Below are 20,102 nucleotides of genomic sequence, written 5' to 3'. Positions count from 1 at the left end.
AGGTGACGGGATTAATGTTATTAATAAAATATTTGATTGATAGGCTTTATAGATTTGAATCGCAAAATTAGATAAACTATTTATTCTACCAAGTTTATAGATTAATTATTCAAATAAAAATCCTGCCGATGAAATGGTCAGGCAGGATTCCTATGCTTATGGCTTTAAAACTACCTTCACGCAGTCTTCTTCTTTGTTATTGAAAATCTCATACATCCTGCTGGCTTCGGCAAGCGGCACCTTATGCGTAATGATGTCTTGCAGGACCACTTTTCCCTCCTGTACCAGTGAAATCAGGTGGTCAATGTACTTGTGGACCGTCGCCTGGCCGCCTTTCATCTGAATGCCTTTGTCAAACCATTGGTGCAAGGGGAAATTATCAAACGGCGTTCCGTAAACGCCCACAACGGTTACCACGCCTCCCCGGCGCACGGCATCAAGGCAGTATCCCAGCGTTTTCATCGTTCCTGCCTGTGCCCGAACAACGCCCATTGCTTTTTCAACAAGGCTTCGGTCTGCCTCCATACCCACGGCATCCACACATACATCCGCTCCGTAACCTCCTGTCATCTGGCGGATCTGATCCACAGCATCGGTTTCGGATGCATTAATTGTTTCAACGTTGGCGGCTTTCCTGGCCATATCCAGTCTGTAAGGAAGAATATCCACACCGATCACCCGGCTGGCACCCCGGATCCAAGCCGCCTTCATAGCCATAATCCCAACCGGACCGCAGCCAAATACAACCACAACTTCACCACCTTTGAGATTGGCCCAGTCAATTGCTGCCCAACCCGTTGGAAAAATATCAGTCAAAAACAAAACCTGTTCGTCACTCAGGTTCTCCGGCACCACGCGCGGGCCAAAATCGGAATAAGGGATTCGCACATATTCGGCCTGCCCACCGCTGTAACCTCCGTAAAGATCTGTGTAACCAAACAGCGCCCCTCCTTTGCCTTTCAGTAACCCACCTTCTGGTCCGTAATTTTCCGGGTTTGAATTTTCACAATGTGTAGGTAAATCCATACTGCAAAAATGGCAATGACCGCAGGCGATGGGGAACGGGACCACTACCCTATCTCCTTTTTTAAGATTACTCACCCCTGCACCCACCTCTTCTACAATTCCCATGAATTCGTGCCCCAATACCATGTCGCGCGGTTGTGGTATCAACCCATTATAAATATGTAAATCCGATCCGCAAATAGCGGTTGAAGTTACCTTCAAAATCGTGTCCCGCGGATTCTCAATACGCGGGTCGTCAACTTGATCGACGCTCACTTCTTTCCTTCCATGAAAAACCAGTGCTTTCATATCGTTGATGATTTGGTGAAGCGGTGTGGCCAACAATAATCGTACCAAATGATCCGATATTATCCTTTTTGCATTCTCAATTTTTCAATTCCGGTGCAAAATGACAAGTTTAAAACGTACGGCTGTAATAGCGTGATTTTGGGTCACTTAATGTGGGCCGTGATCGAGAAATTACTCAGCTACGGAGACCCTCCGATTCCCACGCTCACTCCGCAGCGGGCCCGTATGACCATACTGTGAAAGACGCCGTATCAGATGGCAATATTTTGGCATGTTTTTTGTAAAAAGATACTGCGAAATTCACCGTACTCAACTGATAACGAATTACTTAGCTAGAACATATTTGACGTTAATGTAGAAGAAATGATGAAAGATAACTATCGAGAGGAATACGTTAGGCTGTTGAGAATGCAACAGCAGCGACAGAGGCAGCAGGAATCTGACTCGGAACAATTGAAGGCCCAGCTGGGCTATAAGCACTTAAAGGAGCTTGAAGCTTTGGAATCAGACGTTTCATTTATCAAACAAGCCCTGGTCATGCGGAGACATTATATGGAAGTGCAAAATTTGAAAAGGCAGGAGAAAAGGGAGCGTATGGAATTGATACATAAACATTCATCGGAGATCAAACAATTGAAGTCTAAGTGGGAAGATGTGGATCAAAGCCAACTGAGTTAGGATTCTGACGCATATCACCCTGCATTTTGTCATAATCGGCACCTGACCGTTTCACCAACTTCGCCCATCTTTGTAATATCAAAATTTACAAAAAAATCAAAAACAAAATGGGAACCTTAGCACAAAAAATCACCGTTGAAACAACCGTAAATGCACCTATCGCAAAAGTATGGGAACAGTTTAATGCCCCGGAACATATTACAAAATGGTGCTTTGCTTCTGACGACTGGCACGCGCCGTTTGCAGAGAATGATGTTCGCACCGGTGGCAAGTTCAAAACCACCATGGCCGCAAAAGACGGCAGCTTCAGCTTCGATTTCGGAGGAGTTTATTCTAATGTAATTCCGGAGAATCTTATCGAATATGGTATGGAAGATGGCAGAACGGTTCAGGTGACCTTTACAGATAACGGCGACAGCACGACAGTAACGGAGATTTTCGATGCCGAACAGACCAATCCTGCGGAAATGCAAAAATCAGGCTGGCAGGCGATTCTTGACAATTTCAAGAAGCATGTTGAAGCGAACCAGGAAAAATGAATGCTAAAAGGAAGCCATCGGCCATGATGGCTTTCACCTTTTTGGCATTTCCTGATTCCTATTCCTTAGCTTCGATGACAAACGCCGTCAACTCGGCCATTTTACCATCCCGAAATCGCCAGACATCGCAATATGCAAAGCTGGCCATTTCTCCATTTGCATCCTTCATGTCAATTTTGCCCAATGCGGTTACAAAATCGCCTTCTGCAATCAGTTGTTCCACCATGAATTTCGGTGGCTCCAGGTAGGTTGCCGCCATATATTCCCGAACGGCCTCTTTTCCCTGCAGCGTTTGCTCGCCTACAAACGTCCAGGTGGTGTCATCCGTACAGGAAAATAGAAATCCCTCGTAATCTCCCTTTGTGATTGCAGCATTTGCTTCTTCCAGTATTTGTTTATTGGTCGTATTCATATGTTGTCTTTTAAAATCTAATTCCCTCCGCTAAAATCTATGCCATCTGAACTTTGGATGCTGTTGTCTGCGAAATGCAACATGTCCTGAATCCCCCCTGAATTTGGTCAAAATGGCTTCATAACCCGGTATTACATTGACCTATTTTTGTGGACGTTCAATATGTGTTAACTAAATGCAAAATGATATGAGAAAAATAATCGCAGCGATCAATATGACACTCGACGGATTTTGCGACCACACGGCCATCATTCCGGATGATGAAATGCATGAACATTATAATCAATTTATGCGAAGCGGAGATGTTGCCCTGTATGGAAGGACAACCTATCAGTTGATGGAATATTGGAAAGACGTTGTAGAAAATCCGACCGGCAACAAACCAACGGATGACTTTGCAGTGAGTATGGACCGCATTCCGAAAGTTGTGTTTTCACATACATTGAAAAATGTAGACTGGAAAACTGCCAGGATCGCGAAACGGGACTTGAAAGACGAAGTTTTGTGGCTTAGAAATCAACCCGGAAAGGATATTTTGGTAGGCAGCCGGAGTTTAATCATCTCTTTGATAAATCTCGGGCTCGTGGACGAATTCCAGATTATGATCCATCCTGTTATCGCAGGAAACGGATTGCCATTGTTCGAAATGATAAGTGACAGAACGGTTATGAAACTCGTAAAGACGAAAATATTCGATTTTGGCGCAGTGACGCTTTATTACGAACTTTCGGGAAAGTAAACCGGTAAAATCAATGCTACGACTTATTTCCTTATTCTTTTTAACACTTTCGGCGATCAACAGCACTGCATACCCAGCACAATTTGCATCGTCGGGGGAGCGGATATATGATAAGTCGGAGATCATTACCGGTGCCGACCAGACTGAAAAATACTTGCCTTTTCTAAAAGGAAAACGAATTGGCGTGGTTGCTAATCAGAGTTCCATGATCGGTCAAAAAAGCATCGTAGACAGTTTGGTGAGCCTTGGGATAAAAATTGTGAAAGTGTTTGGGCCTGAGCACGGTTTCAGAGGCAATGCAAGTAACGGGGCAGCGGTGAACAACGAGATAGATGCTAAAACTGGCATTCCAATCATTTCGTTATATGGCAAAAACCAGAAGCCAACAAAGGAACAGCTCGCAGATATTGACCTGATGGTCTTTGATATTCAGGACGTAGGCTGCCGTTATTATACGAATATCAATACGCTTGAATATGTGATGGAAGCCTGCGCAGAAAACAACAAAGAACTGCTCATTCTCGACAGACCTAATCCTAATGCATATGTAGTAGACGGACCGGTTATGACAGATGATAAGTTTAAATCTGCCATTGGGATCCATTACATACCGATGACGCACGGCATGACTATCGGCGAATTTGCACAATACCTTAATGGTGAAGGTTACCTGAAAGAACAGTGCAAACTAAATATTATAAAGGTCGCCAACTATGATCACGACATGCCGTATGAGCTTCCGATAAACCCATCGCCGAATTTGAATACACAGCAAGCAGTGATGCTTTTCCCCAGCCTGTGTATGTTTGAAGGAACTGCTATCAATGAAGGCCGGGGCACCTATATGCCATTCACCGTTTTGGGAGCACCGGCATTGAAAGGCAAGTATTCATTTTCATACAAACCGGTAAGCATTCCGGGAATGAGCGAGAGGCCGAATCACAAAGATTCCGTGTGTTACGGCCTCGATCTTCGCAATTATGACATTAATAAGCTTCGCAGGAGCCGCCAGATAGATCTATCGTTGTTGATTGAACTGTACAATGCCTATCCGGATAAGGCTCATTTCTTCACTCCCGGAAGAGCCAACCAGGATATATCCGCCTTCGATTTACGCATCGGCACTGATCAACTCAGAAAGCAGATCATAGCCGGCGTATCGGAAGCGGATATCAGAAAAAGCTGGGAACCCGGATTGCAAAACTTCAAGGCCACACGGATGAAGTATCTTCTGTATCCCTGATGAGGAAGAAGGCTTTATTCATATAAGCTTTATATGTGTAGGGAGGCAAGTATTACCTTACCGGGTCCAAAGGTGGAAGCGAGGGGCCGCAGGGATTTTCATTTTTAGAATTGAAAGATCTTAAAACATGGTCATTGCCCGCCAGGTCAAAAGATGGCCCGAATGGCGAATCGGCCACAGCATAGCCAATGGCATAAGCAAAAATTGCGGACTTTTCCCTATCCTATTCCTGGATCCTGCCAACTCAAAGCGCTGCTGGAACGGAAATTGATGGACTCCCCGCATTCATCAACATTAACTTTATATCATGAAGAAAATAATAACAGGTATCGCCGCATTAATGCTGTTAGCAGGCGGAACGCTTTATGCACAAAGCACGACCAACCAGACCACGCCGAAACAAGGAACAAGCACGACAACTCAGCAGGGTAGCTCTGCTTCCGGTACGCAAAATAGCAGCACTACCAACAACGCCATTAATCCGACAGGACAGCGCGACACTAATCCGGGTAACACCACTCCGGCAACGCAAAGCAATACGCAGGGCAATACAAGTTCGGATACAGTGAATAACAGCACTACCAATAACGCGATAAATCCCACGGGACAGCAGAACGGAAGCCCGTTCAGCACCAATCCGGCAACGCAAAACAACAGTAACACACAGGGAAACAGCACCACCGGAAGTCCTGCCAGCACCACCGAAATGGATTCAACAAAAAGTAATTTGAACGCAAATTCGGGTAGCAGCAACGCGGAAAAATCCGATATGTCAGACAACAAATCAAAGAAGAGAAAGGACAAAAAACGTAATTCAGACCCGAATTGATGCGAGTATTATGATGCATTGAAGAAAGCAAAAGTTGTTATTTGCTTTCCTCAATGCATCAATGCCAAACCCGCCTTATTGCCGATCCGTTTGAGCAATAACCGGATTACGCCTAAACCAGCCCTTGCGCAAGCATGGCGTCGGCTACGCGAACGAAGCCACCGATATTCGCGCCTTGTACATAGCTGATGCGACCGTCGGGCTTGTGGCCATAACGCAGACATGTGGAATGGATATTGAACATAATTTCCTGCAATTTTTTATCCACTTCCTCTCGCGACCAGGACAAACGGAGCGAATTTTGTGACATTTCAAGACCCGAAACGGCCACGCCGCCCGCATTTGCAGCTTTTCCGGGCGCATACAGAATGTCGTTATTTTCAAACACTTCGATTGCCTCCGGAGTGCAGGGCATATTGGCACCTTCCGCTACACACATGCAACCATTTTTGATCAATAGCCGGGCGTCATCCACACTCAGTTCGTTTTGGGTGGCATTTGGCAAAGCAATGTCACATGGCACTTCCCACGGTGATTTTCCAGGAATGAATTCACATCCGAACTTGTCAGCATAGGCATTAATCCGGCCTCGCGCTTCATTTTTTAAATGCATGATGTAAGCGAATTTTTCTGCATCAATTCCTTTTTCATCATATATGTAACCCGACGAGTCTGAAAGCGTTACTACTTTGGCGCCGAGCTCAATGCACTTTTCCAATGTATACTGCGCAACATTACCGGAGCCTGAAATGACCACGCGTTTCCCTTTGATACTGTCGCGGCGCTGATTAAGCATTTGTTCTACGAAGTAAACGACGCCATAACCAGTTGCCTCAGGACGGATCAGGCTGCCGCCGTAGCTGGCGCCTTTTCCCGTTAATACGCCGGTAAATTCATTTTTGAGTCTTTTATATTGGCCAAACAAAAATCCGATTTCCCTTGCTCCTACCCCGATATCTCCTGCTGGAACGTCATTGTCAGAACTAATGTGGCGAAACAGCTCAGTCATAAAGCTTTGGCAAAAAAACATTACCTCACGGTCGGAACGGCCTTTTGGATCAAAATCGGATCCTCCTTTGCCGCCGCCCATGGGAAGCTGGGTTAGGCTGTTTTTGAAAATTTGTTCAAAGGCCAAAAATTTGAGCGTGCTCAGATTTACTGAAGGATGGAAACGGAGACCGCCCTTGTACGGGCCGATCGCGCTGTTCATCTGCACCCGGTAACCGCGGTTGATTTCCACTTCGCCTTGATCATTCATCCAGGGAACCCGGAAAATAATGACGCGCTCAGGCTCTGCGATCCGTTCCAGGATTTTGGCTTTTTGATACTGCGGCTTATTGTGTATAAAGGGAATAATCGTTTCGGCGACCTCGTGGACTGCCTGGTGGAATTCATTTTCGCCGGGATTCCGATCAATGATCCGGGTCATGAAGGATTGTACTGAAGTCAATGTTTGGTGGTTATTATTTGGAATACTATCAATTCTCTGGTCGTAATTAGGGCTAAGATAATTTATGAGGGCCAAAAAACTGCAATGCAGAAGATATCGCATGTGGCAAACCCACCACCTTGAAGTCATGGCGTACATTTGTTTTTCTCGAGAAATGATAAATTTTCAACGCAATTATAAAATTCCGTTTAACTTTGCTACCATTCAATACATAGTACCTTGTTAAACATCATTATAGCCATGAAATCAAAATTATTTTCTCTCAGCATTGTGTATGCCATAATGTTATTGTTCACATCTTGTTCAAATCATAAGGACCTCGCCGTTTCGGTTAAGGACTCGGAAACGGACTACATCTTTGCTGCTCAGTATGATCGCAGCAAAACCATTGCTGTGCAGCAGTATATCAATGAAGCACTGAAACCCAACCGCATATTTGCCGATCATAGCGAGGAAGTGGTAAAAGATATCAAGCTCACAGATGGTTCGGTATTTCATCTGGAATCGTCGCCAGGGGACTTCACCGTTGAATTTGAAAAGAACAAAAACAGTAAAGGTTCTTACGACAATATGAGAAAAGTGTGTCTGGGCGTCAGGGAGATTGTTGCGGGTAAGTAGTACATCAACTCATTCATTTCCAAACCAGCGTCGGTCTGATAAAAATCACTTAATCAATTCCAATTCGATGGCGCGGATGTCAGCAAATTTTTGTCCTTTCAACTCCAAGATCGAAAGCCTTAATTCACCCGTCCCTTTTGCCAATGTCCAGTCTCCGACATAAAGCGTTTTGAATTCTTTTTCATAAGACTCCCCCTGCCGTTTTACACGGTCCGGACTTGGAATCAGCTCAGGATCATAAATTTCCGTGATTTTTCCGGAGATACTTTTTCCATTCAATTCTGCCCTGAAAGCATTACCAACACCAGCTGCCGGATTGGTATAGCGGATATTGAGCCTGTATTTGCCAGCCGTGTGAACGTTTACCTGCCAGGTTACATATGATTGGGTATCATTCCAATTCGTGATCCACGATGAATTCGGTGCCGAGGCACTGTAAGAGAGCGTCCCTGCTGGCGAGCGATGTAAAATAGCGTCTTGCGAAGGCAGCGTCGTCCTTGGAAACTGGGAATAACCTACCGGAATCCATCGCACTGAATCTATTTCATGAAAAGTGGTTTTATACCAGTTATCAAGCTCTGTTTTAAGTTTTTTGGCAAGATCAGGGTCCTGTTCTGCAATGTTATTCTGCTGCGTGGAATCTTTTGACAGATCGTACAAACCACCATTGCCGTAGACATAATGGCCTTTTCTAACACTATGCGTTTTATTAATTGAAGAAAACAGCAATCTTTCCGGGACATGAGTTGATTTGCCTGTCAGCACCGGTTTCAGGCTGATGCCATCGAGTGGTTTTGTGCCTTTGGAAGAGATACCTGACAAATCCGCTAAGGTTGGAAGCACATCAATGTAGGCAGCATTGCCTTCGACTACTTTTCCGGCGGGGATCACGCCGGGCCAGCGGATAAAAAACGGAACACGAACGCCTCCCTCATCAGCCATGCCTTTGCGGCCCTTCATATCCCCATTCCACCGCCAGGAGTTCGGGCCGTTGTCAGTGAGATAGATGACGATGGTATTGTCTGCGATTTTCAGGTCATCCAGCTTTTTCAGAATCCGTCCTACATTGTCGTCGATATTCTCACACATCGCCAGTGCCGAGATTGTCACTTCTATTTCCTCTTGTGATTTATTGTGGCTGAATTGCTTTATACCCCTCGCTTTTACGCGGTCGTAATATTTATCCGGAACCTGAAAAGGCGAATGCGGCGCATTGAACGGGATATAGCAGACAAATGGCTTATCCTTATTTTTTTCAATAAAACCAATCGCCTTGTCTGTCAGGTCGTCGGTAATGTAACCTTGGCTCCTGACCTCCTCGCCATTATGGTCTAGCACGGTATTAAAATAATTGGCATAATGACCGCTCAGAAAACCATAAAATTCATCGAAACCCCGACCATTGGGATGGTATGGATACTGGCTTCCGTTATGCCATTTCCCGAAGGCGCCGGTCGAGTAGCCCGCTTTTTTGAATAAGTCGGCAAATGTTACCTCGTCCAGGTTCAAGAACTCTTTTGAATTGCTGACTCCCCAAACACCAGCTTTATAATGATAGCGCCCTGTAAGTAGTCCTGCACGTGTGGGTGCGCACAGCGGTGCTACATAGAAACGCGAAAAGCGTGCGCCATCCCGTGCGAGTTTGTCAATATGGGGCGTCTGCACATTCGTATTTCCGTTAATGCTCAAATCACCCCAGCCCTGATCATCGGTCAGGATGAATACAATGTTCGGGCGCTTTTGTGCATTCGCAACTTGGACTGAAATGCATGAACATAACGTCAGACAAAATGTAAACAAAAAGGCAACCGGCGATTTACCGGTGCTTTTTAATAATCCTGTTATTCTCATTTAATAAGCCGTCAGCCTGTTTGACTTTTATTTTTTCAAATGTATTCATTAAGGCGTCAACTCCTTCTTTGGACTGATATATTTACCCGGGTCATCTACCGGCCGCGGATCGGCGAAATGTAGGATCGATAGGTGCAAAAAATATAATCGCAATATTACGATATGAAAAATGTTATGCTTATGTTTGCAACATGGGACTTACAAAAACCGAAATATTCACCGCGCAGCAGAACCGGATTGCAGACCTGGCAAAAGCATTTGCACATCCGGCCCGCGTAGCGATTTTGCAGTTGCTGATTGCCCGCAAAGCGTGTGTTTGCGGTGACCTGGTGGACGAGCTGGAACTGGCGCAGGCGACCGTATCCCAGCACTTGAAAGAATTGAAACGAATTGGCATTATACATGGGGAAATTAATCCACCCCGTGTTTGCTACTGCATCAATCCGCCGGTTTGGGAAGAGGCACGGCAGGCATTTGGTGCAATATTGGGATCATTTGATGGAGTGAGCTGCTGTAACTAGGCGGTATTTTTTTATGTAAATCAATCGTAATATTACATTTAATTAAAGGAAACTATGACCAATCAATCGAATCCGACGAGCCGGGGCGCGCTGACCTGGCAGGTATTTAAAAATGCACTTGAGCAATATCCGGATCTGCATTTGCAATTCGAATACGAAGCGGGCAGGTTTGTGGACCGTTCATTCCACATTACCGAGATTAAACAAGCTCCGATTGTTTCGGTGGATTGCGGAGGAGTAGTGAATAGCTGGACGGAAGTGATCGTGCAGCTCTGGGAGCCGCCGGTAAAAGAGGCTGATCGTTCGATGCAAGTTAGCAAGGCACTGAAAATTGTTAAGCTGGTTGAAAAATCTCTTCCCCTGAATCCGAATGCTGTTGTGAAAGTCGAATTTGGCAATTCTAAGTTCGACACACGCCAAATGTACCCGGGTGATTTTCTCGTAGAAGGCGATAGTTTCACAGTCAGCCTGGTTCCCGATTTTACACAATGCAAAGCGCTAGCGCGTAACCAGGCTTGCGGGACGACCACAGCTGATGCAGCATGTTGTGGTCCTGCTTCCGAAAAAAAAGAATTGGAGCTTGTGAAAATGCCTGACTAATGGCTTACACAATCCGCGCTCTTATTGCATCAGACTGGCCGGCGATTAAGGAGATTTATCAGCTGGGCATTGATACTGGCGATGCGACCTATGAAACCCAGGCACCGGAAACGGAAGTTCTGAAAAGCAAATTTCTGGCTGATCCGCAGCTTGTTGCGGAAAATAACGGCCAGGTCATTGGCTGGGCAATGCTATCGGCTGTTTCGAGCAGGTGTGTATATGGTGGAGTTGCCGAGACGAGCATCTACGTTAACCCGGAACATCATGGGCTTGGCGTAGGGCGGGCGCTTCTATCAGCACTTGTCCTAATGAGTGAAAAGCTTGGCTTCTGGACATTGCAGGCGCAGATATTTCCTGAAAATAAACCGAGCATTGCTCTTCATAAGCAACAAGGATTTCGGGAGGTCGGTTATCGGGAAAGGCTTGGGAAACGTAACGGAATTTGGCGCGACGTCCTTTTTTTGGAACGCCGTAGCGCAGTAGTTGGATCTTCCGATTCGGATCAATGCTTAAAATCGTAAACTTAATTAAAATAGCATACGGCCAAGCCCTTTTGTCCCCGTTCTGAGAGCTACTTAAACGTGACTAACCTTGAAAGGTCAACAATCACATAATGGGTTCTGGCTCATCTGTTCCGGCAGGAATATGCTAAAATGACGGCAGCATTATGCCGTCATTTTGGTCTAGTCAATATTGAAGTAGCCGAAGACATTGCTAGTGAAACCTTTCCAAAAGCCTCAGAATACTGGGCCGTTAATGGAGTTCCTGAAAATCCAACAGCCCGGCTCTACACTGTGGCTAAAAAAGCACTTAGTTTAATAAAATCCAATATTCAAAAAAGTGCCTTGCTAAAGGAGATCACTCGCCTTTCCCAGATGATCAACAACGCATGAAATTGATCTGATTCATTGTCCGAAGCAGAACACCCGTTGTCCGATTTTGAACGATCCTTACGAAATCTTTTTCAACAAAAACACGATACAGAAGCTAAAACCGGCTCTCGCTATACTGGCATATCATTTGTTATACAGAAATAGATTATATGAGTAGAACGTTAGACGTGAGTTAACGATGAGACGAAGTGATTTAGGTGAATTTGAAGAAGTAGTGCTGCTCGCAGTTGCTGCCTTGTCGCCCAATGCATATACCGTAGCTATTGCCGAAGAGTTGGAACGTGAAACGGGTAACATGGTCACTTCCGGGGCGGTGCATGCGGCTATGCAGCGCCTTGAACAAAAAGGCTATCTGCGGTCTGTATGGGGCGAGGCAACGGCCGAAAGAGGGGGCCGCAGGAAGCGCTTGTATACGGTTACAGCCCTGGGTGGCCGCATTCTGGAAGAGGCAAGAGCCGTTCGCAACCGGTTATGGGACCGGATCCTGCCCGCTATTCGCTTGGAATGGACCTGATAACCCAACAATGCCAATCCTATGAAGCAAGATGAATCTAAACAAAATCCCATAGCCGAACAGCCACCCCGGTGCTGTACGCGTTGCATTAATTGGCTGGTTGCTCCACATCTGCGCGAGGAAATTCTGGGTGACCTGCAGGAGCGTTATGCACACCGGGTAAGGACGCAAGGATTATTGCTCGCCCGAAGACGTTACTGGCTGGAAGCAACTGCATACGTTCGTCCTGCATTTATCAAAAGACAAAGAAGCAACAATCCATCAAACGCGGGCCTATCCGCACCTTTCTATAATCCAGCCATGATCCAAAATTATTTTAAGATCGCTTTCCGCAGCCTTGCCAAAAACAAAGGTTACTCTTTCATTAATATTGTCGGGCTTGCCGTCGGCATGGCCTGTACTGTGTTGATTTTCATGGTTGTCATACATGAAACGAGTTATGATAAAGCCGTGTCAGGCGGAGATCGTATTTACCGCGTTGAAACGGAGAACATTAAAGAAAAATATACGTATCCGGGCACTTATACAGGCATGGCACAGGCCCTGAGAACCGATTTGCCCGAAGTAGAGCTGGTGACTCCAATGCTTCAAATCCACGGAAACACTCTGGCTATACCCAATGCAGATAAACGTTTCAAGGAATCGGTGATTTTTACAGACAATAACATATTTAATCTTCTTGGCTATCAATGGCTTGCGGGTAATGCGGAGCGCGCACTTGTTCAGCCAAACACAATGGTGCTTACGAAATCTTATGCGCTGAAATATTTTGGAACGGAAGATGTTATAGGCAAAACGATACGCTTTGATAATAAACAAGACCTCGAAATCACCGGTGTTTTGGAAGATCACCCTGTTACAACCAGTTTCCCATTCAAAATGCTTGTCTCGGTTTCAACATTGAAAACACTCAACCCCGATCTGGATTTAAACCGGTGGAACGGCTGGGGAGACAATTATCAAGTGTTTGTCCGACTAAAAGATGGCGTTTTGCCTGATAAATTAGCTAAAAGATTTGAGTCAATTGTAGTCAAATACATCGGTAAGGAAGCTTTGTCCGAAAAGAGATTTAAGCTAAACGCGTTGTCAGAAATACATTATTCATCAAACCTGAGTGGCAGGACCGCAAATCCCGGCCTGCTGAAAACACTGTCGTTCATCGGCCTGCTGGTGCTGGTCATCGCCTGTTTTAACTTTATAAATCTCAGCACGGCACAGGCTCTTAAACGTGCCCGGGAAGTTGGGATCCGCAAGGCAATTGGCAGTAATCGTCGATCCCTCATTTTTCAGTTTTTGGCAGAGGCTGCATTGGTTACCTTTCTTGCTCTTTTGCTAGCAGGCATGGTTTCAATGCTAGCTATACAGCCCGTTGCCGATACGCTCAGCATTCCCCTAAGCCTGGCTGACTTGTTCAATCTGCAAACGTTGCTGTTTATGGTAGGTCTGTCCATCTTGACAACTTTATTAGCAGGTCTTTACCCAGCCTTTCGCTTGTCTGCAATGTCGCCGATGTGGGCCATGAAAAAAATCGCAGTAGTACAGGGAAATCAGTGGTTCTCGACTCGTCAAGGCCTGGTTGTGGCCCAATTTACCGTCTCGCTGATTTTGATCAGCAGCGCCTTTTTAATCAAAAGGCAGCTGAATTTTTTCAGGAATGCTGACCTTGGTTTCGATAAATCCGCAATAATTACAGTGGGACTTCCTGAAAACAGACCCGAGAAATTGCAAGCACTTCGGAACAGATTGACAAGTATTGCTCAGATTCAAGAGGTTAGCTTTTCTATGAATAGTGTTTCTTCTGAGAGTAACTGGATGCAGGGAATGGAATACCGCCAAGGCCCGTCTGTTACGCAAGTCAAGACACAGATGAAAATGGGCGATTCCCACTATTTGAGCACGTATGGGGTTCAGTTATTAGCAGGAAACGCTTTGCAGGATTCCGATACAGCTAATTTTAAAGTGCTGGCAAATGAAGTCTTTATAAACCGGCTTGGCATATCGCGGCCACTCGACGCCGTTGGAATTACGGTTTATTATGGCGACAGCAAGCAATTTGCTACCATTGCAGGAGTAGTGAAAAACTTTCATGTCAATTCGCTACATCAAAAGATCGACCCAACATTGATTCAGGTTGTACCAAATAATTTTTATCAGGCAGGAATTAAGCTAAAAAGTGCGCAGCCGGACAGAGAAAGTATAAAGGCGGCATTAACGCAAATCGAAAAGGGATGGATGGCTATATTTCCAGGGCATGTTTTTGAATACGGCTTTCTGGATGAAACATTGGCGCAGGCTTATCAGTCAGAAGCCCGGACAGGAAAATTAATTGAAGCATCGACTTTCCTGGCTGTTTTGATCGCATGTCTTGGTCTGTTTGGCTTAGCCACTTTTACCGCCGAACAGCGGACAAAGGAGATTGGTGTGCGGAAAGTCTTAGGCGCATCAGTTGCAAATATTACGGCTTTGTTATCCAAAGACTTTTTAAAACTAATCTTAATTGCTATTATAATTGCTTCACCAATCGCCTGGTATATAATGAACCAATGGTTGCAGAATTTTGAATTTAAGATTAAGATTCAATGGTGGATGTTCGCGCTCACCGGCTTGTCGATGACACTGATCGCTATGCTTACCGTAAGTTTTCAAAGCATTAAAGCCGCGCTGCTAAACCCGGTGAAAAGCCTGCGTAGCGAATAAATTTTTCATGAAGCTGGTCATGTTTAAAACATCGGCAGCAAGTAGCAAAAGCGTACACAAGAGAATTTCAACATACCGCTATGTTAGATAATTTTAATGCGGACCGGCCCCTTGAAATCCTTAACGTCAACAGGTATTCCCTTTTGTGTTATTGCTACGCTCCCTGTTTTATGCAAATCAATTGCTACCTCCAGTACGTCTTTCATATGCTTACGCCAGTCATCAGGAAACAGCATGCGTGCAATTTCAGAGGGACATGTACTTTTCTCAGCGCCACGATGAATGGCAGTAGATAGGATGGTTGTTGCTATTTTGTGGTAATGCTGCATGCGTATGCTAGTGGAACAGGTTGTTGAAAATACTACATCAAAGATCCAGCTTTGCTGCTTCTTGGCACTGGCACATTTTTAGTTTACGCTTCTGCTCACCATTAAACTTTATGTGATGAGCTCGAAAAATAATTATGAAGAACGGGAAGTGTCTAATGGCGGTTTTGCGCTAGGGCTTTTAGTTGGTGCTACCATTGGCGCATTAGCTGCAATGCTATTCGCACCAAAATCAGGCCCGGAGACACGTCAACAGCTGAAAGATTTGGCAAACCAGCAAAAAGACAAACTGCGAAACCAATGGGAAGACACTAAAATTAATGCTGCCATAGCGGTCGACGAGGCAAAAGAAAAACTTGACACTGTTGCCGATCAGACCAAAGAGGCAGTGGATGTTTATGCCGATAAAGCCAAAGGAACAGTTGATCAGGTGGCTGAGGGGACAAAGGCAACAGTGGAAAAATTTCAAAAACGCTATTAATGTCCACCGGCAAGCAGTACCTAACAGATACGGGCAATGATTTGTCTTCCGATGAAGCGCAAAAGATGCTTGTAATTGAAGAAAAGCTGGTCGTTACCTCTGAAAGTGTTGAAACAGGGCGCGTGCTGGTTTCTAAGAAGGTTTTTGAAGAAGAAGCGGTGTTTAATGGCACAATCAAAAGCGAAGAAATCACCGTAGAAAGGAAGGAAATCAACCAGTACGTACAGACGGCCCCACCGGCCGTCCGCCAGGAAGGGGATGTGACTATTGTCTCGGTTGTAAAGGAGGTATTGGTTGTCGAAAAGCGCCTGATGCTCGTGGAAGAACTGCATATCACCAAGCGTGATCTTCATCACCAAAAGACTTTTACAGAAAAACTTAGAAAAGAGGAAGTAACGGTTTCCAGAAGCGGTTCTGGCATGGATATTTAACAGCCGACCGCAATTCAACAAACTAAAACTTTTTAAACTAGGAATCATGGCAAATACAGTAATTGGAATTTTCGAAAACGCAAATGATGCGCAGCAAGCGCAAAGTCATTTACTGGCAAACGGTTTTGCAGCCAGCGACATCGATATTACCACATCATCATCGTATAATTCAGATACGACCACATCAACAGTTAATAGGGATGATGATGATTTTGGAGACCGCATTGGCAATTTCTTCAAAGACTTATTTGATGGAGATGAAGATGAGACCAGGCGTTATTCGCATGCCGGAAGGAGGGGCACAATTGTGACTGTGCATGCGGCCGATGCTGAGCAGGCAGAAATAGCAGCGGATATCCTGGACCAGTATGGCGCAGTAGACGTCAATGAAACCGCCGGCAGTTATGGTGCAAGCCAAGAATACACCGGCACGGTAACAGATTCTACGGCAAACACTTATACTGACGATTCAATCAACCCCTATACGAATAGATCTATTGACATCGATTCAGATCAAACAGATTCGCTGCCTGTAATAAATGAAGAATTGCAGGTTGGAAAACGAGAAGTTGAAACAGGTGGTGTGCGTTTAAGGAGCCGCATTATCGAGCGCCCCGTACAGGAAAGTATCCGGCTTCGCCAGGAGCAGGTCAATGTTAACCGGACACCCGTAGACAGGGTTGCGTCTGAGTCTGATTTTGACACTTTCAAGGAAGGCACTATCGAAATGAAGGAGTACGCAGAAGTGCCTGTGGTAAACAAGGAAGCACGGGTCGTTGAAGAAGTAAGCTTGAATAAAACCGTCGATGAGCGCGAAGAAACAATCAATGAAACCTTGCGTAATACCGAAGTTGAAGTTGAAGACCTTACCGATGAAGAAAGGCTGAGAAGATCAGGTTTAGATCTATAACACATTTTAGCAAAAAGTTAAAAGGCACCTTCGAGGTGCCTTTTTGTTCCTGCCCGCAAGCAATCCTATTTCCCTCCTACCCGTCCGCCCCGTTTGTGGTAAGCGCATCCCCACATTCCCGTCTATGCGAATACCAACTTTCATACAATATTCTTGAAGCTGTGAAAAAGCTAATCGCCTTTTTTATGCTTGTGCGGTTTTAAGGAAGGCGTATTGCCTGGAGATTCCTTATTGTCCCGCTGACGTTTGTCCGGCTCTTCCGTTGACTTGGCAACTTTTTTAGGTCCCGTCTTTATTCCCATTTCGATAATAGTGTTTTGTTATAAATAGATAATTGTTTATTACAAAAAAGCTATGCCATCGATTCGAATACGCAGGCATAAAAATAGTTGCGAGATTTGTGCTTAACACGAACCTCCAGAAAGACTGTTACCAGCGTTCAGGGGCTCTTTTTATGGTTACTTTTTATCCCAGATCTAATGTCAGAAAAATCAGCATCGAAACCTGTCTCCAATTTTGTCAAAGTACGGGGAGCAAAAGAGAATAACCTGAAAAATGTTGATCTGGAAATTCCAAGAGATGCGCTGGTCGTATTTACCGGTGTCTCCGGTTCGGGTAAATCTTCACTTGCTTTCGGAACATTGTATGCCGAAGCGCAGCGCCGTTATCTGGAGTCGGTCTCTCCGTATGCGAGGCGACTTTTTAATCAAATGTCCATTCCCCAGGTCGATAGTATAGATGGTCTCCCTCCGGCTATCGCTTTGCAGCAGCAGCGGGGAGCGACAAGCACACGTTCGTCTGTGGGCAGCGTCACAACGATTTCAAATCTGATCAGGATGCTGTATTCAAGGGCGGGGGATTATCCTGCCGGTCAGTCCATCGTATATGCAGAATCATTTTCGCCAAACACCCCGGAAGGCGCCTGTCCGGAATGCCATGGACTGGGGGTTGTTTATGAAGTCACAGCGCATTCGATGGTCCCCGATGATTCACTTTCGATCAGAGAAAAAGCCATCGCAGCCTGGCCTACCGCCTGGCAGGGGCAGAACTTGCGGGAAATATTGATGACGCTTGGTTACAATGTGGACATACCCTGGCGTGATCTGCCGCAGAAAGACAGGGATTGGATCTTGTTTACGGAGGAGCAGCCGGTTGTCCCGGTCTATTCCGGACTTAATATGGCACAAGTTCAGCAAGCCCTGGCGCGAAAAATGGAACCCAGCTATATGGGTACATTTACGGGAGCCAAACGGTATGTAATGCAAACTTTTGCGAATTCACCGAGCCAGGCGATGAAAAAGCGTGTTTCAAAATTTATGCTGAGTGCGCAATGTCCCGTCTGCCATGGTAAGCGCCTGCGTCCGGAGCCATTATCTGTGAAATTTGCCGGGATGGATATCGCGGAATTTTATCGGCTCAATATCAAAAGCTTACGTGATATTATATCTTCATCCCTAAAACCTAAAAGTAACCGCCCAGACCAGGAACATCCCGAAAAGGCATTGGTGATGCAACGTATAGGTCACGACCTTTTATCCCGCCTGGACGTGCTCATCGATCTCGGGCTTGGGTATCTGACACTTGAAAGAAGCACCCCCACCCTTTCGCCGGGAGAATTGCAACGCCTGCGGTTGGGGACACAGATACATTCCAATCTTTTTGGCGTCGTTTATGTGCTCGACGAACCATCGGCAGGTCTTCACCCTGCCGACACACAGTCATTACTCCGAGCCCTGGACCGGTTAAAAGCAGCTGGAAATTCACTTTTTGTAGTCGAACATGAGGTCGAAATCATACGCCATGCGGACTGGGTTGTTGATGTAGGGCCAGGCGCGGGTGAAAAGGGAGGTGAAATACTTTACAGTGGCCCGTTACAGGGATTGGAAAAGATTCGCAAGTCCGTTACAAGGCGATATCTCTTTAATGTAAATCAAAGTCAAAAGCCTGCAAGAGAGGCGAAAGGATGGCTGCGGCTAAGAGACGTAAGCCGAAATAATTTAAAGCATGTTGATGCCGACTTTCCATTAGGCGTATTGACCAGCGTCACTGGCATATCGGGCTCCGGGAAAAGTAGTCTGGTCAGTCAGGCGCTTGTAGAGCTTGTTTTGGAAAAATTAGGACACCAAATACCGGGCACAGATGATCAGGAAGATAATCTTCTTCAAACAGAAAACCCAAAAACAACAACCGGGTATATCTCAGAAGGGATAACTCATATTCGCAGGTTAATACCGGTAGATCAAAAGCCCATCGGACGTACGCCCCGGTCAAACCTGGCAACCTACACAGGTCTTTTTGATCATGTCCGTAAATTGTTTGCAAATACCAAAATGGCAAAGAGCCGAAAATACGATGCGGGTCGTTTCTCCTTTAATGTCGCAAAAGGGCGCTGTCCGAACTGCGAAGGCGAAGGCTTTGTAATGGTTGAGCTTTTGTTTCTTCCGAGTGTTTATACTCCTTGTCCGGCCTGTCATGGAAGTCGTTACAATGAAAAAACGCTGGAAGTTACATATAACGACAAAAATATTGCCCAGGTGCTCGCCCTGACTGTGGATGAGGCGTTTGACTTTTTTGAGTCTGAGCCTCAGATCAACCGGGCGCTGGACGTCGTTCGTCAGGTTGGACTGGGATACCTGCGTCTTGGGCAACCCGCTACCGAGCTGTCAGGCGGTGAAGCGCAGAGAATTAAGCTGGCCACCGAGTTGCAACGGTCTCAGAATGGCAATACATTATATGTTCTTGATGAGCCCACAACAGGACTGCATCCTTCGGATGTAGACAATTTACTGGTCCAGCTCAATAAGTTGGTCGATCAGGGAAATACGGTCATTGTAATCGAACACGATTTGCACGTTGTTGCAAACAGTGACTGGGTAATCGACGTTGGGCCGGGTGCCGGGGATGAAGGTGGAGAAATCGTAATTTGCGGTTCCGCAGCAACTGTTGCCAATGAACCATCAAGTCAAACGGGAAAGTATCTAAACCTGAAATGACAATGATGAAACAACATCCAACAGCCTTGTAAAATACATTGCAGTGCATGTAAGATATCCGGG

The 20,102-nt window shown here is 45.6% G+C and carries 22 protein-coding genes; 16 read left to right on the top strand and 6 right to left on the bottom strand.

Annotated elements, in window-relative coordinates; genetic code table 11:
* Positions 1-156: 156 nt before the first annotated feature.
* A complete protein-coding gene (locus B5X68_RS18355; protein WP_082216234.1) occupies positions 157-1,314 on the bottom strand; it encodes a zinc-dependent alcohol dehydrogenase in 1,158 nt (385 codons plus the stop codon).
* Positions 1,315-1,677: 363 nt separating this feature from the next.
* On the opposite strand from B5X68_RS18355, the gene B5X68_RS18350 reads away from it, so the two are divergent.
* On the top strand, positions 1,678-1,992 hold the full coding sequence (locus B5X68_RS18350) for a hypothetical protein (RefSeq protein WP_082216233.1): 315 nt from the start codon (positions 1,678-1,680) through the stop codon (positions 1,990-1,992).
* Between the two features lie 107 nt (positions 1,993-2,099).
* Positions 2,100-2,531 (top strand): SRPBCC family protein, encoded by a 432-nt coding sequence (locus B5X68_RS18345; protein ID WP_082216232.1) that lies wholly within the window; start codon positions 2,100-2,102, stop codon positions 2,529-2,531.
* A 58-nt stretch (positions 2,532-2,589) separates the two neighbouring features.
* On the opposite strand, the gene B5X68_RS18340 is transcribed toward B5X68_RS18345, so the two are convergent.
* The gene (locus B5X68_RS18340; RefSeq protein WP_082216231.1) at positions 2,590-2,943 is read right to left on the bottom strand and encodes a nuclear transport factor 2 family protein; all 354 of its coding nucleotides are present in this window, start codon (positions 2,941-2,943) and stop codon (positions 2,590-2,592) included.
* 187 nt (positions 2,944-3,130) lie between these two features.
* Here B5X68_RS18340 and B5X68_RS18335 point away from each other — a divergent pair, with 187 nt between their 5' ends.
* The 3 genes from B5X68_RS18335 (at position 3,131) to B5X68_RS18325 (ending at position 5,754) form a co-directional block, all read left to right on the top strand.
* Positions 3,131-3,682 carry a dihydrofolate reductase family protein gene (locus B5X68_RS18335; RefSeq protein ID WP_082216535.1) on the top strand — a complete coding sequence of 184 codons (552 nt, stop codon included), beginning with the start codon at positions 3,131-3,133 and terminating at the stop codon, positions 3,680-3,682.
* A 13-nt stretch (positions 3,683-3,695) separates the two neighbouring features.
* The gene (locus tag B5X68_RS18330; protein ID WP_082216230.1) at positions 3,696-4,925 is read left to right on the top strand and encodes an exo-beta-N-acetylmuramidase NamZ family protein; all 1,230 of its coding nucleotides are present in this window, start codon (positions 3,696-3,698) and stop codon (positions 4,923-4,925) included.
* A gap of 307 nt (positions 4,926-5,232) precedes the next feature.
* Positions 5,233-5,754, top strand: a complete 522-nt coding sequence (locus B5X68_RS18325; protein WP_082216229.1) for a hypothetical protein — start codon at positions 5,233-5,235, stop codon at positions 5,752-5,754.
* Positions 5,755-5,866: 112 nt separating this feature from the next.
* Here the strand turns inward: B5X68_RS18325 and gdhA are convergent, their stop codons facing one another.
* Positions 5,867-7,204 carry an NADP-specific glutamate dehydrogenase gene (gdhA, locus tag B5X68_RS18320; protein ID WP_212568019.1) on the bottom strand — a complete coding sequence of 446 codons (1,338 nt, stop codon included), beginning with the start codon at positions 7,202-7,204 and terminating at the stop codon, positions 5,867-5,869.
* Between the two features lie 240 nt (positions 7,205-7,444).
* Here gdhA and B5X68_RS18315 point away from each other — a divergent pair, with 240 nt between their 5' ends.
* Positions 7,445-7,822, top strand: a complete 378-nt coding sequence (locus B5X68_RS18315; protein ID WP_141110339.1) for a hypothetical protein — start codon at positions 7,445-7,447, stop codon at positions 7,820-7,822.
* Between the two features lie 45 nt (positions 7,823-7,867).
* On the opposite strand, the gene B5X68_RS18310 is transcribed toward B5X68_RS18315, so the two are convergent.
* On the bottom strand, positions 7,868-9,673 hold the full coding sequence (locus B5X68_RS18310) for a sulfatase-like hydrolase/transferase (protein ID WP_082216226.1): 1,806 nt from the start codon (positions 9,671-9,673) through the stop codon (positions 7,868-7,870).
* Positions 9,674-9,864: 191 nt separating this feature from the next.
* Here B5X68_RS18310 and B5X68_RS18305 point away from each other — a divergent pair, with 191 nt between their 5' ends.
* From B5X68_RS18305 to B5X68_RS18280, 6 genes are all read left to right on the top strand, one after another.
* The gene (locus tag B5X68_RS18305; RefSeq protein ID WP_082216225.1) at positions 9,865-10,194 is read left to right on the top strand and encodes an ArsR/SmtB family transcription factor; all 330 of its coding nucleotides are present in this window, start codon (positions 9,865-9,867) and stop codon (positions 10,192-10,194) included.
* 54 nt (positions 10,195-10,248) lie between these two features.
* Entirely contained in the window at positions 10,249-10,794 is a 546-nt protein-coding gene (locus tag B5X68_RS18300; protein WP_082216224.1) for a DUF6428 family protein, read from the top strand.
* The gene (locus tag B5X68_RS18295; RefSeq protein ID WP_082216223.1) at positions 10,794-11,315 is read left to right on the top strand and encodes a GNAT family N-acetyltransferase; all 522 of its coding nucleotides are present in this window, start codon (positions 10,794-10,796) and stop codon (positions 11,313-11,315) included. Before B5X68_RS18300 ends, B5X68_RS18295 begins: the two co-directional genes overlap by 1 nt.
* A 132-nt stretch (positions 11,316-11,447) precedes the next feature.
* On the top strand, positions 11,448-11,687 hold the full coding sequence (locus B5X68_RS29090) for a hypothetical protein (RefSeq protein WP_082216222.1): 240 nt from the start codon (positions 11,448-11,450) through the stop codon (positions 11,685-11,687).
* 178 nt (positions 11,688-11,865) lie between these two features.
* Positions 11,866-12,201: a PadR family transcriptional regulator gene (locus B5X68_RS18285; RefSeq protein WP_082216221.1), complete on the top strand. Its 336-nt coding sequence runs from the start codon at positions 11,866-11,868 to the stop codon at positions 12,199-12,201.
* A gap of 21 nt (positions 12,202-12,222) precedes the next feature.
* Positions 12,223-14,898, top strand: coding sequence for an ABC transporter permease (locus B5X68_RS18280; RefSeq protein ID WP_082216220.1), 2,676 nt, complete (start codon positions 12,223-12,225; stop codon positions 14,896-14,898).
* 83 nt (positions 14,899-14,981) lie between these two features.
* Here the strand turns inward: B5X68_RS18280 and B5X68_RS18275 are convergent, their stop codons facing one another.
* Positions 14,982-15,227 (bottom strand): DUF3253 domain-containing protein, encoded by a 246-nt coding sequence (locus B5X68_RS18275; RefSeq protein ID WP_082216219.1) that lies wholly within the window; start codon positions 15,225-15,227, stop codon positions 14,982-14,984.
* A 115-nt stretch (positions 15,228-15,342) separates the two neighbouring features.
* On the opposite strand from B5X68_RS18275, the gene B5X68_RS18270 reads away from it, so the two are divergent.
* The 3 genes from B5X68_RS18270 to B5X68_RS18260 are packed head-to-tail and all read left to right on the top strand — an operon-like array spanning position 15,343 to position 17,046.
* On the top strand, positions 15,343-15,705 hold the full coding sequence (locus B5X68_RS18270; RefSeq protein WP_082216218.1) for a YtxH domain-containing protein: 363 nt from the start codon (positions 15,343-15,345) through the stop codon (positions 15,703-15,705).
* Entirely contained in the window at positions 15,705-16,136 is a 432-nt protein-coding gene (locus tag B5X68_RS18265) for a YsnF/AvaK domain-containing protein (RefSeq protein ID WP_229208474.1), read from the top strand. Before B5X68_RS18270 ends, B5X68_RS18265 begins: the two co-directional genes overlap by 1 nt.
* 46 nt (positions 16,137-16,182) lie before the next feature.
* Positions 16,183-17,046, top strand: a complete 864-nt coding sequence (locus B5X68_RS18260; RefSeq protein WP_082216217.1) for a YsnF/AvaK domain-containing protein — start codon at positions 16,183-16,185, stop codon at positions 17,044-17,046.
* Between the two features lie 170 nt (positions 17,047-17,216).
* Here B5X68_RS18260 and B5X68_RS29365 read toward each other — a convergent pair whose 3' ends face one another.
* On the bottom strand, positions 17,217-17,348 hold the full coding sequence (locus B5X68_RS29365) for a hypothetical protein (protein ID WP_255700588.1): 132 nt from the start codon (positions 17,346-17,348) through the stop codon (positions 17,217-17,219).
* 177 nt (positions 17,349-17,525) lie between these two features.
* Between B5X68_RS29365 and uvrA the strand changes: the two genes are divergently transcribed.
* A complete protein-coding gene (gene uvrA, locus B5X68_RS18255) occupies positions 17,526-20,039 on the top strand; it encodes an excinuclease ABC subunit UvrA (protein ID WP_082216216.1) in 2,514 nt (837 codons plus the stop codon).
* The last annotated feature ends 63 nt before the right edge of the window (positions 20,040-20,102 follow it).

This window comes from Dyadobacter psychrophilus (assembly GCF_900167945.1).
Taxonomy (GTDB): Bacteria; Bacteroidota; Bacteroidia; order Cytophagales; family Spirosomataceae; genus Dyadobacter; species Dyadobacter psychrophilus.
This window is presented reverse-complemented; position numbering and strand designations above follow the sequence as displayed.

Bases quoted from the DNA above. Each gene is read 5' to 3' on its own strand.
- B5X68_RS18335 (WP_082216535.1), top strand. From the start codon at position 3,131: ATGAGAAAAATAATCGCAGCGATCAATATGACACTCGACGGATTTTGC.
- B5X68_RS18270 (WP_082216218.1), top strand. From the start codon at position 15,343: ATGAGCTCGAAAAATAATTATGAAGAACGGGAAGTGTCTAATGGCGGT.
- B5X68_RS18330 (WP_082216230.1), top strand. From the start codon at position 3,696: ATGCTACGACTTATTTCCTTATTCTTTTTAACACTTTCGGCGATCAAC.
- B5X68_RS18285 (WP_082216221.1), top strand. From the start codon at position 11,866: ATGAGACGAAGTGATTTAGGTGAATTTGAAGAAGTAGTGCTGCTCGCA.
- B5X68_RS18280 (WP_082216220.1), top strand. From the start codon at position 12,223: ATGAAGCAAGATGAATCTAAACAAAATCCCATAGCCGAACAGCCACCC.
- B5X68_RS18295 (WP_082216223.1), top strand. From the start codon at position 10,794: ATGGCTTACACAATCCGCGCTCTTATTGCATCAGACTGGCCGGCGATT.
- B5X68_RS29365 (WP_255700588.1), bottom strand. From the start codon at position 17,348: ATGGGAATAAAGACGGGACCTAAAAAAGTTGCCAAGTCAACGGAAGAG.
- B5X68_RS18260 (WP_082216217.1), top strand. From the start codon at position 16,183: ATGGCAAATACAGTAATTGGAATTTTCGAAAACGCAAATGATGCGCAG.
- B5X68_RS18325 (WP_082216229.1), top strand. From the start codon at position 5,233: ATGAAGAAAATAATAACAGGTATCGCCGCATTAATGCTGTTAGCAGGC.
- B5X68_RS18300 (WP_082216224.1), top strand. From the start codon at position 10,249: ATGACCAATCAATCGAATCCGACGAGCCGGGGCGCGCTGACCTGGCAG.
- B5X68_RS29090 (WP_082216222.1), top strand. From the start codon at position 11,448: ATGACGGCAGCATTATGCCGTCATTTTGGTCTAGTCAATATTGAAGTA.
- uvrA (WP_082216216.1), top strand. From the start codon at position 17,526: ATGTCAGAAAAATCAGCATCGAAACCTGTCTCCAATTTTGTCAAAGTA.
- B5X68_RS18350 (WP_082216233.1), top strand. From the start codon at position 1,678: ATGATGAAAGATAACTATCGAGAGGAATACGTTAGGCTGTTGAGAATG.
- B5X68_RS18315 (WP_141110339.1), top strand. From the start codon at position 7,445: ATGAAATCAAAATTATTTTCTCTCAGCATTGTGTATGCCATAATGTTA.
- B5X68_RS18355 (WP_082216234.1), bottom strand. From the start codon at position 1,314: ATGAAAGCACTGGTTTTTCATGGAAGGAAAGAAGTGAGCGTCGATCAA.
- B5X68_RS18340 (WP_082216231.1), bottom strand. From the start codon at position 2,943: ATGAATACGACCAATAAACAAATACTGGAAGAAGCAAATGCTGCAATC.
- B5X68_RS18275 (WP_082216219.1), bottom strand. From the start codon at position 15,227: ATGCAGCATTACCACAAAATAGCAACAACCATCCTATCTACTGCCATT.
- B5X68_RS18305 (WP_082216225.1), top strand. From the start codon at position 9,865: ATGGGACTTACAAAAACCGAAATATTCACCGCGCAGCAGAACCGGATT.
- B5X68_RS18310 (WP_082216226.1), bottom strand. From the start codon at position 9,673: ATGAGAATAACAGGATTATTAAAAAGCACCGGTAAATCGCCGGTTGCC.
- B5X68_RS18265 (WP_229208474.1), top strand. From the start codon at position 15,705: ATGTCCACCGGCAAGCAGTACCTAACAGATACGGGCAATGATTTGTCT.
- B5X68_RS18345 (WP_082216232.1), top strand. From the start codon at position 2,100: ATGGGAACCTTAGCACAAAAAATCACCGTTGAAACAACCGTAAATGCA.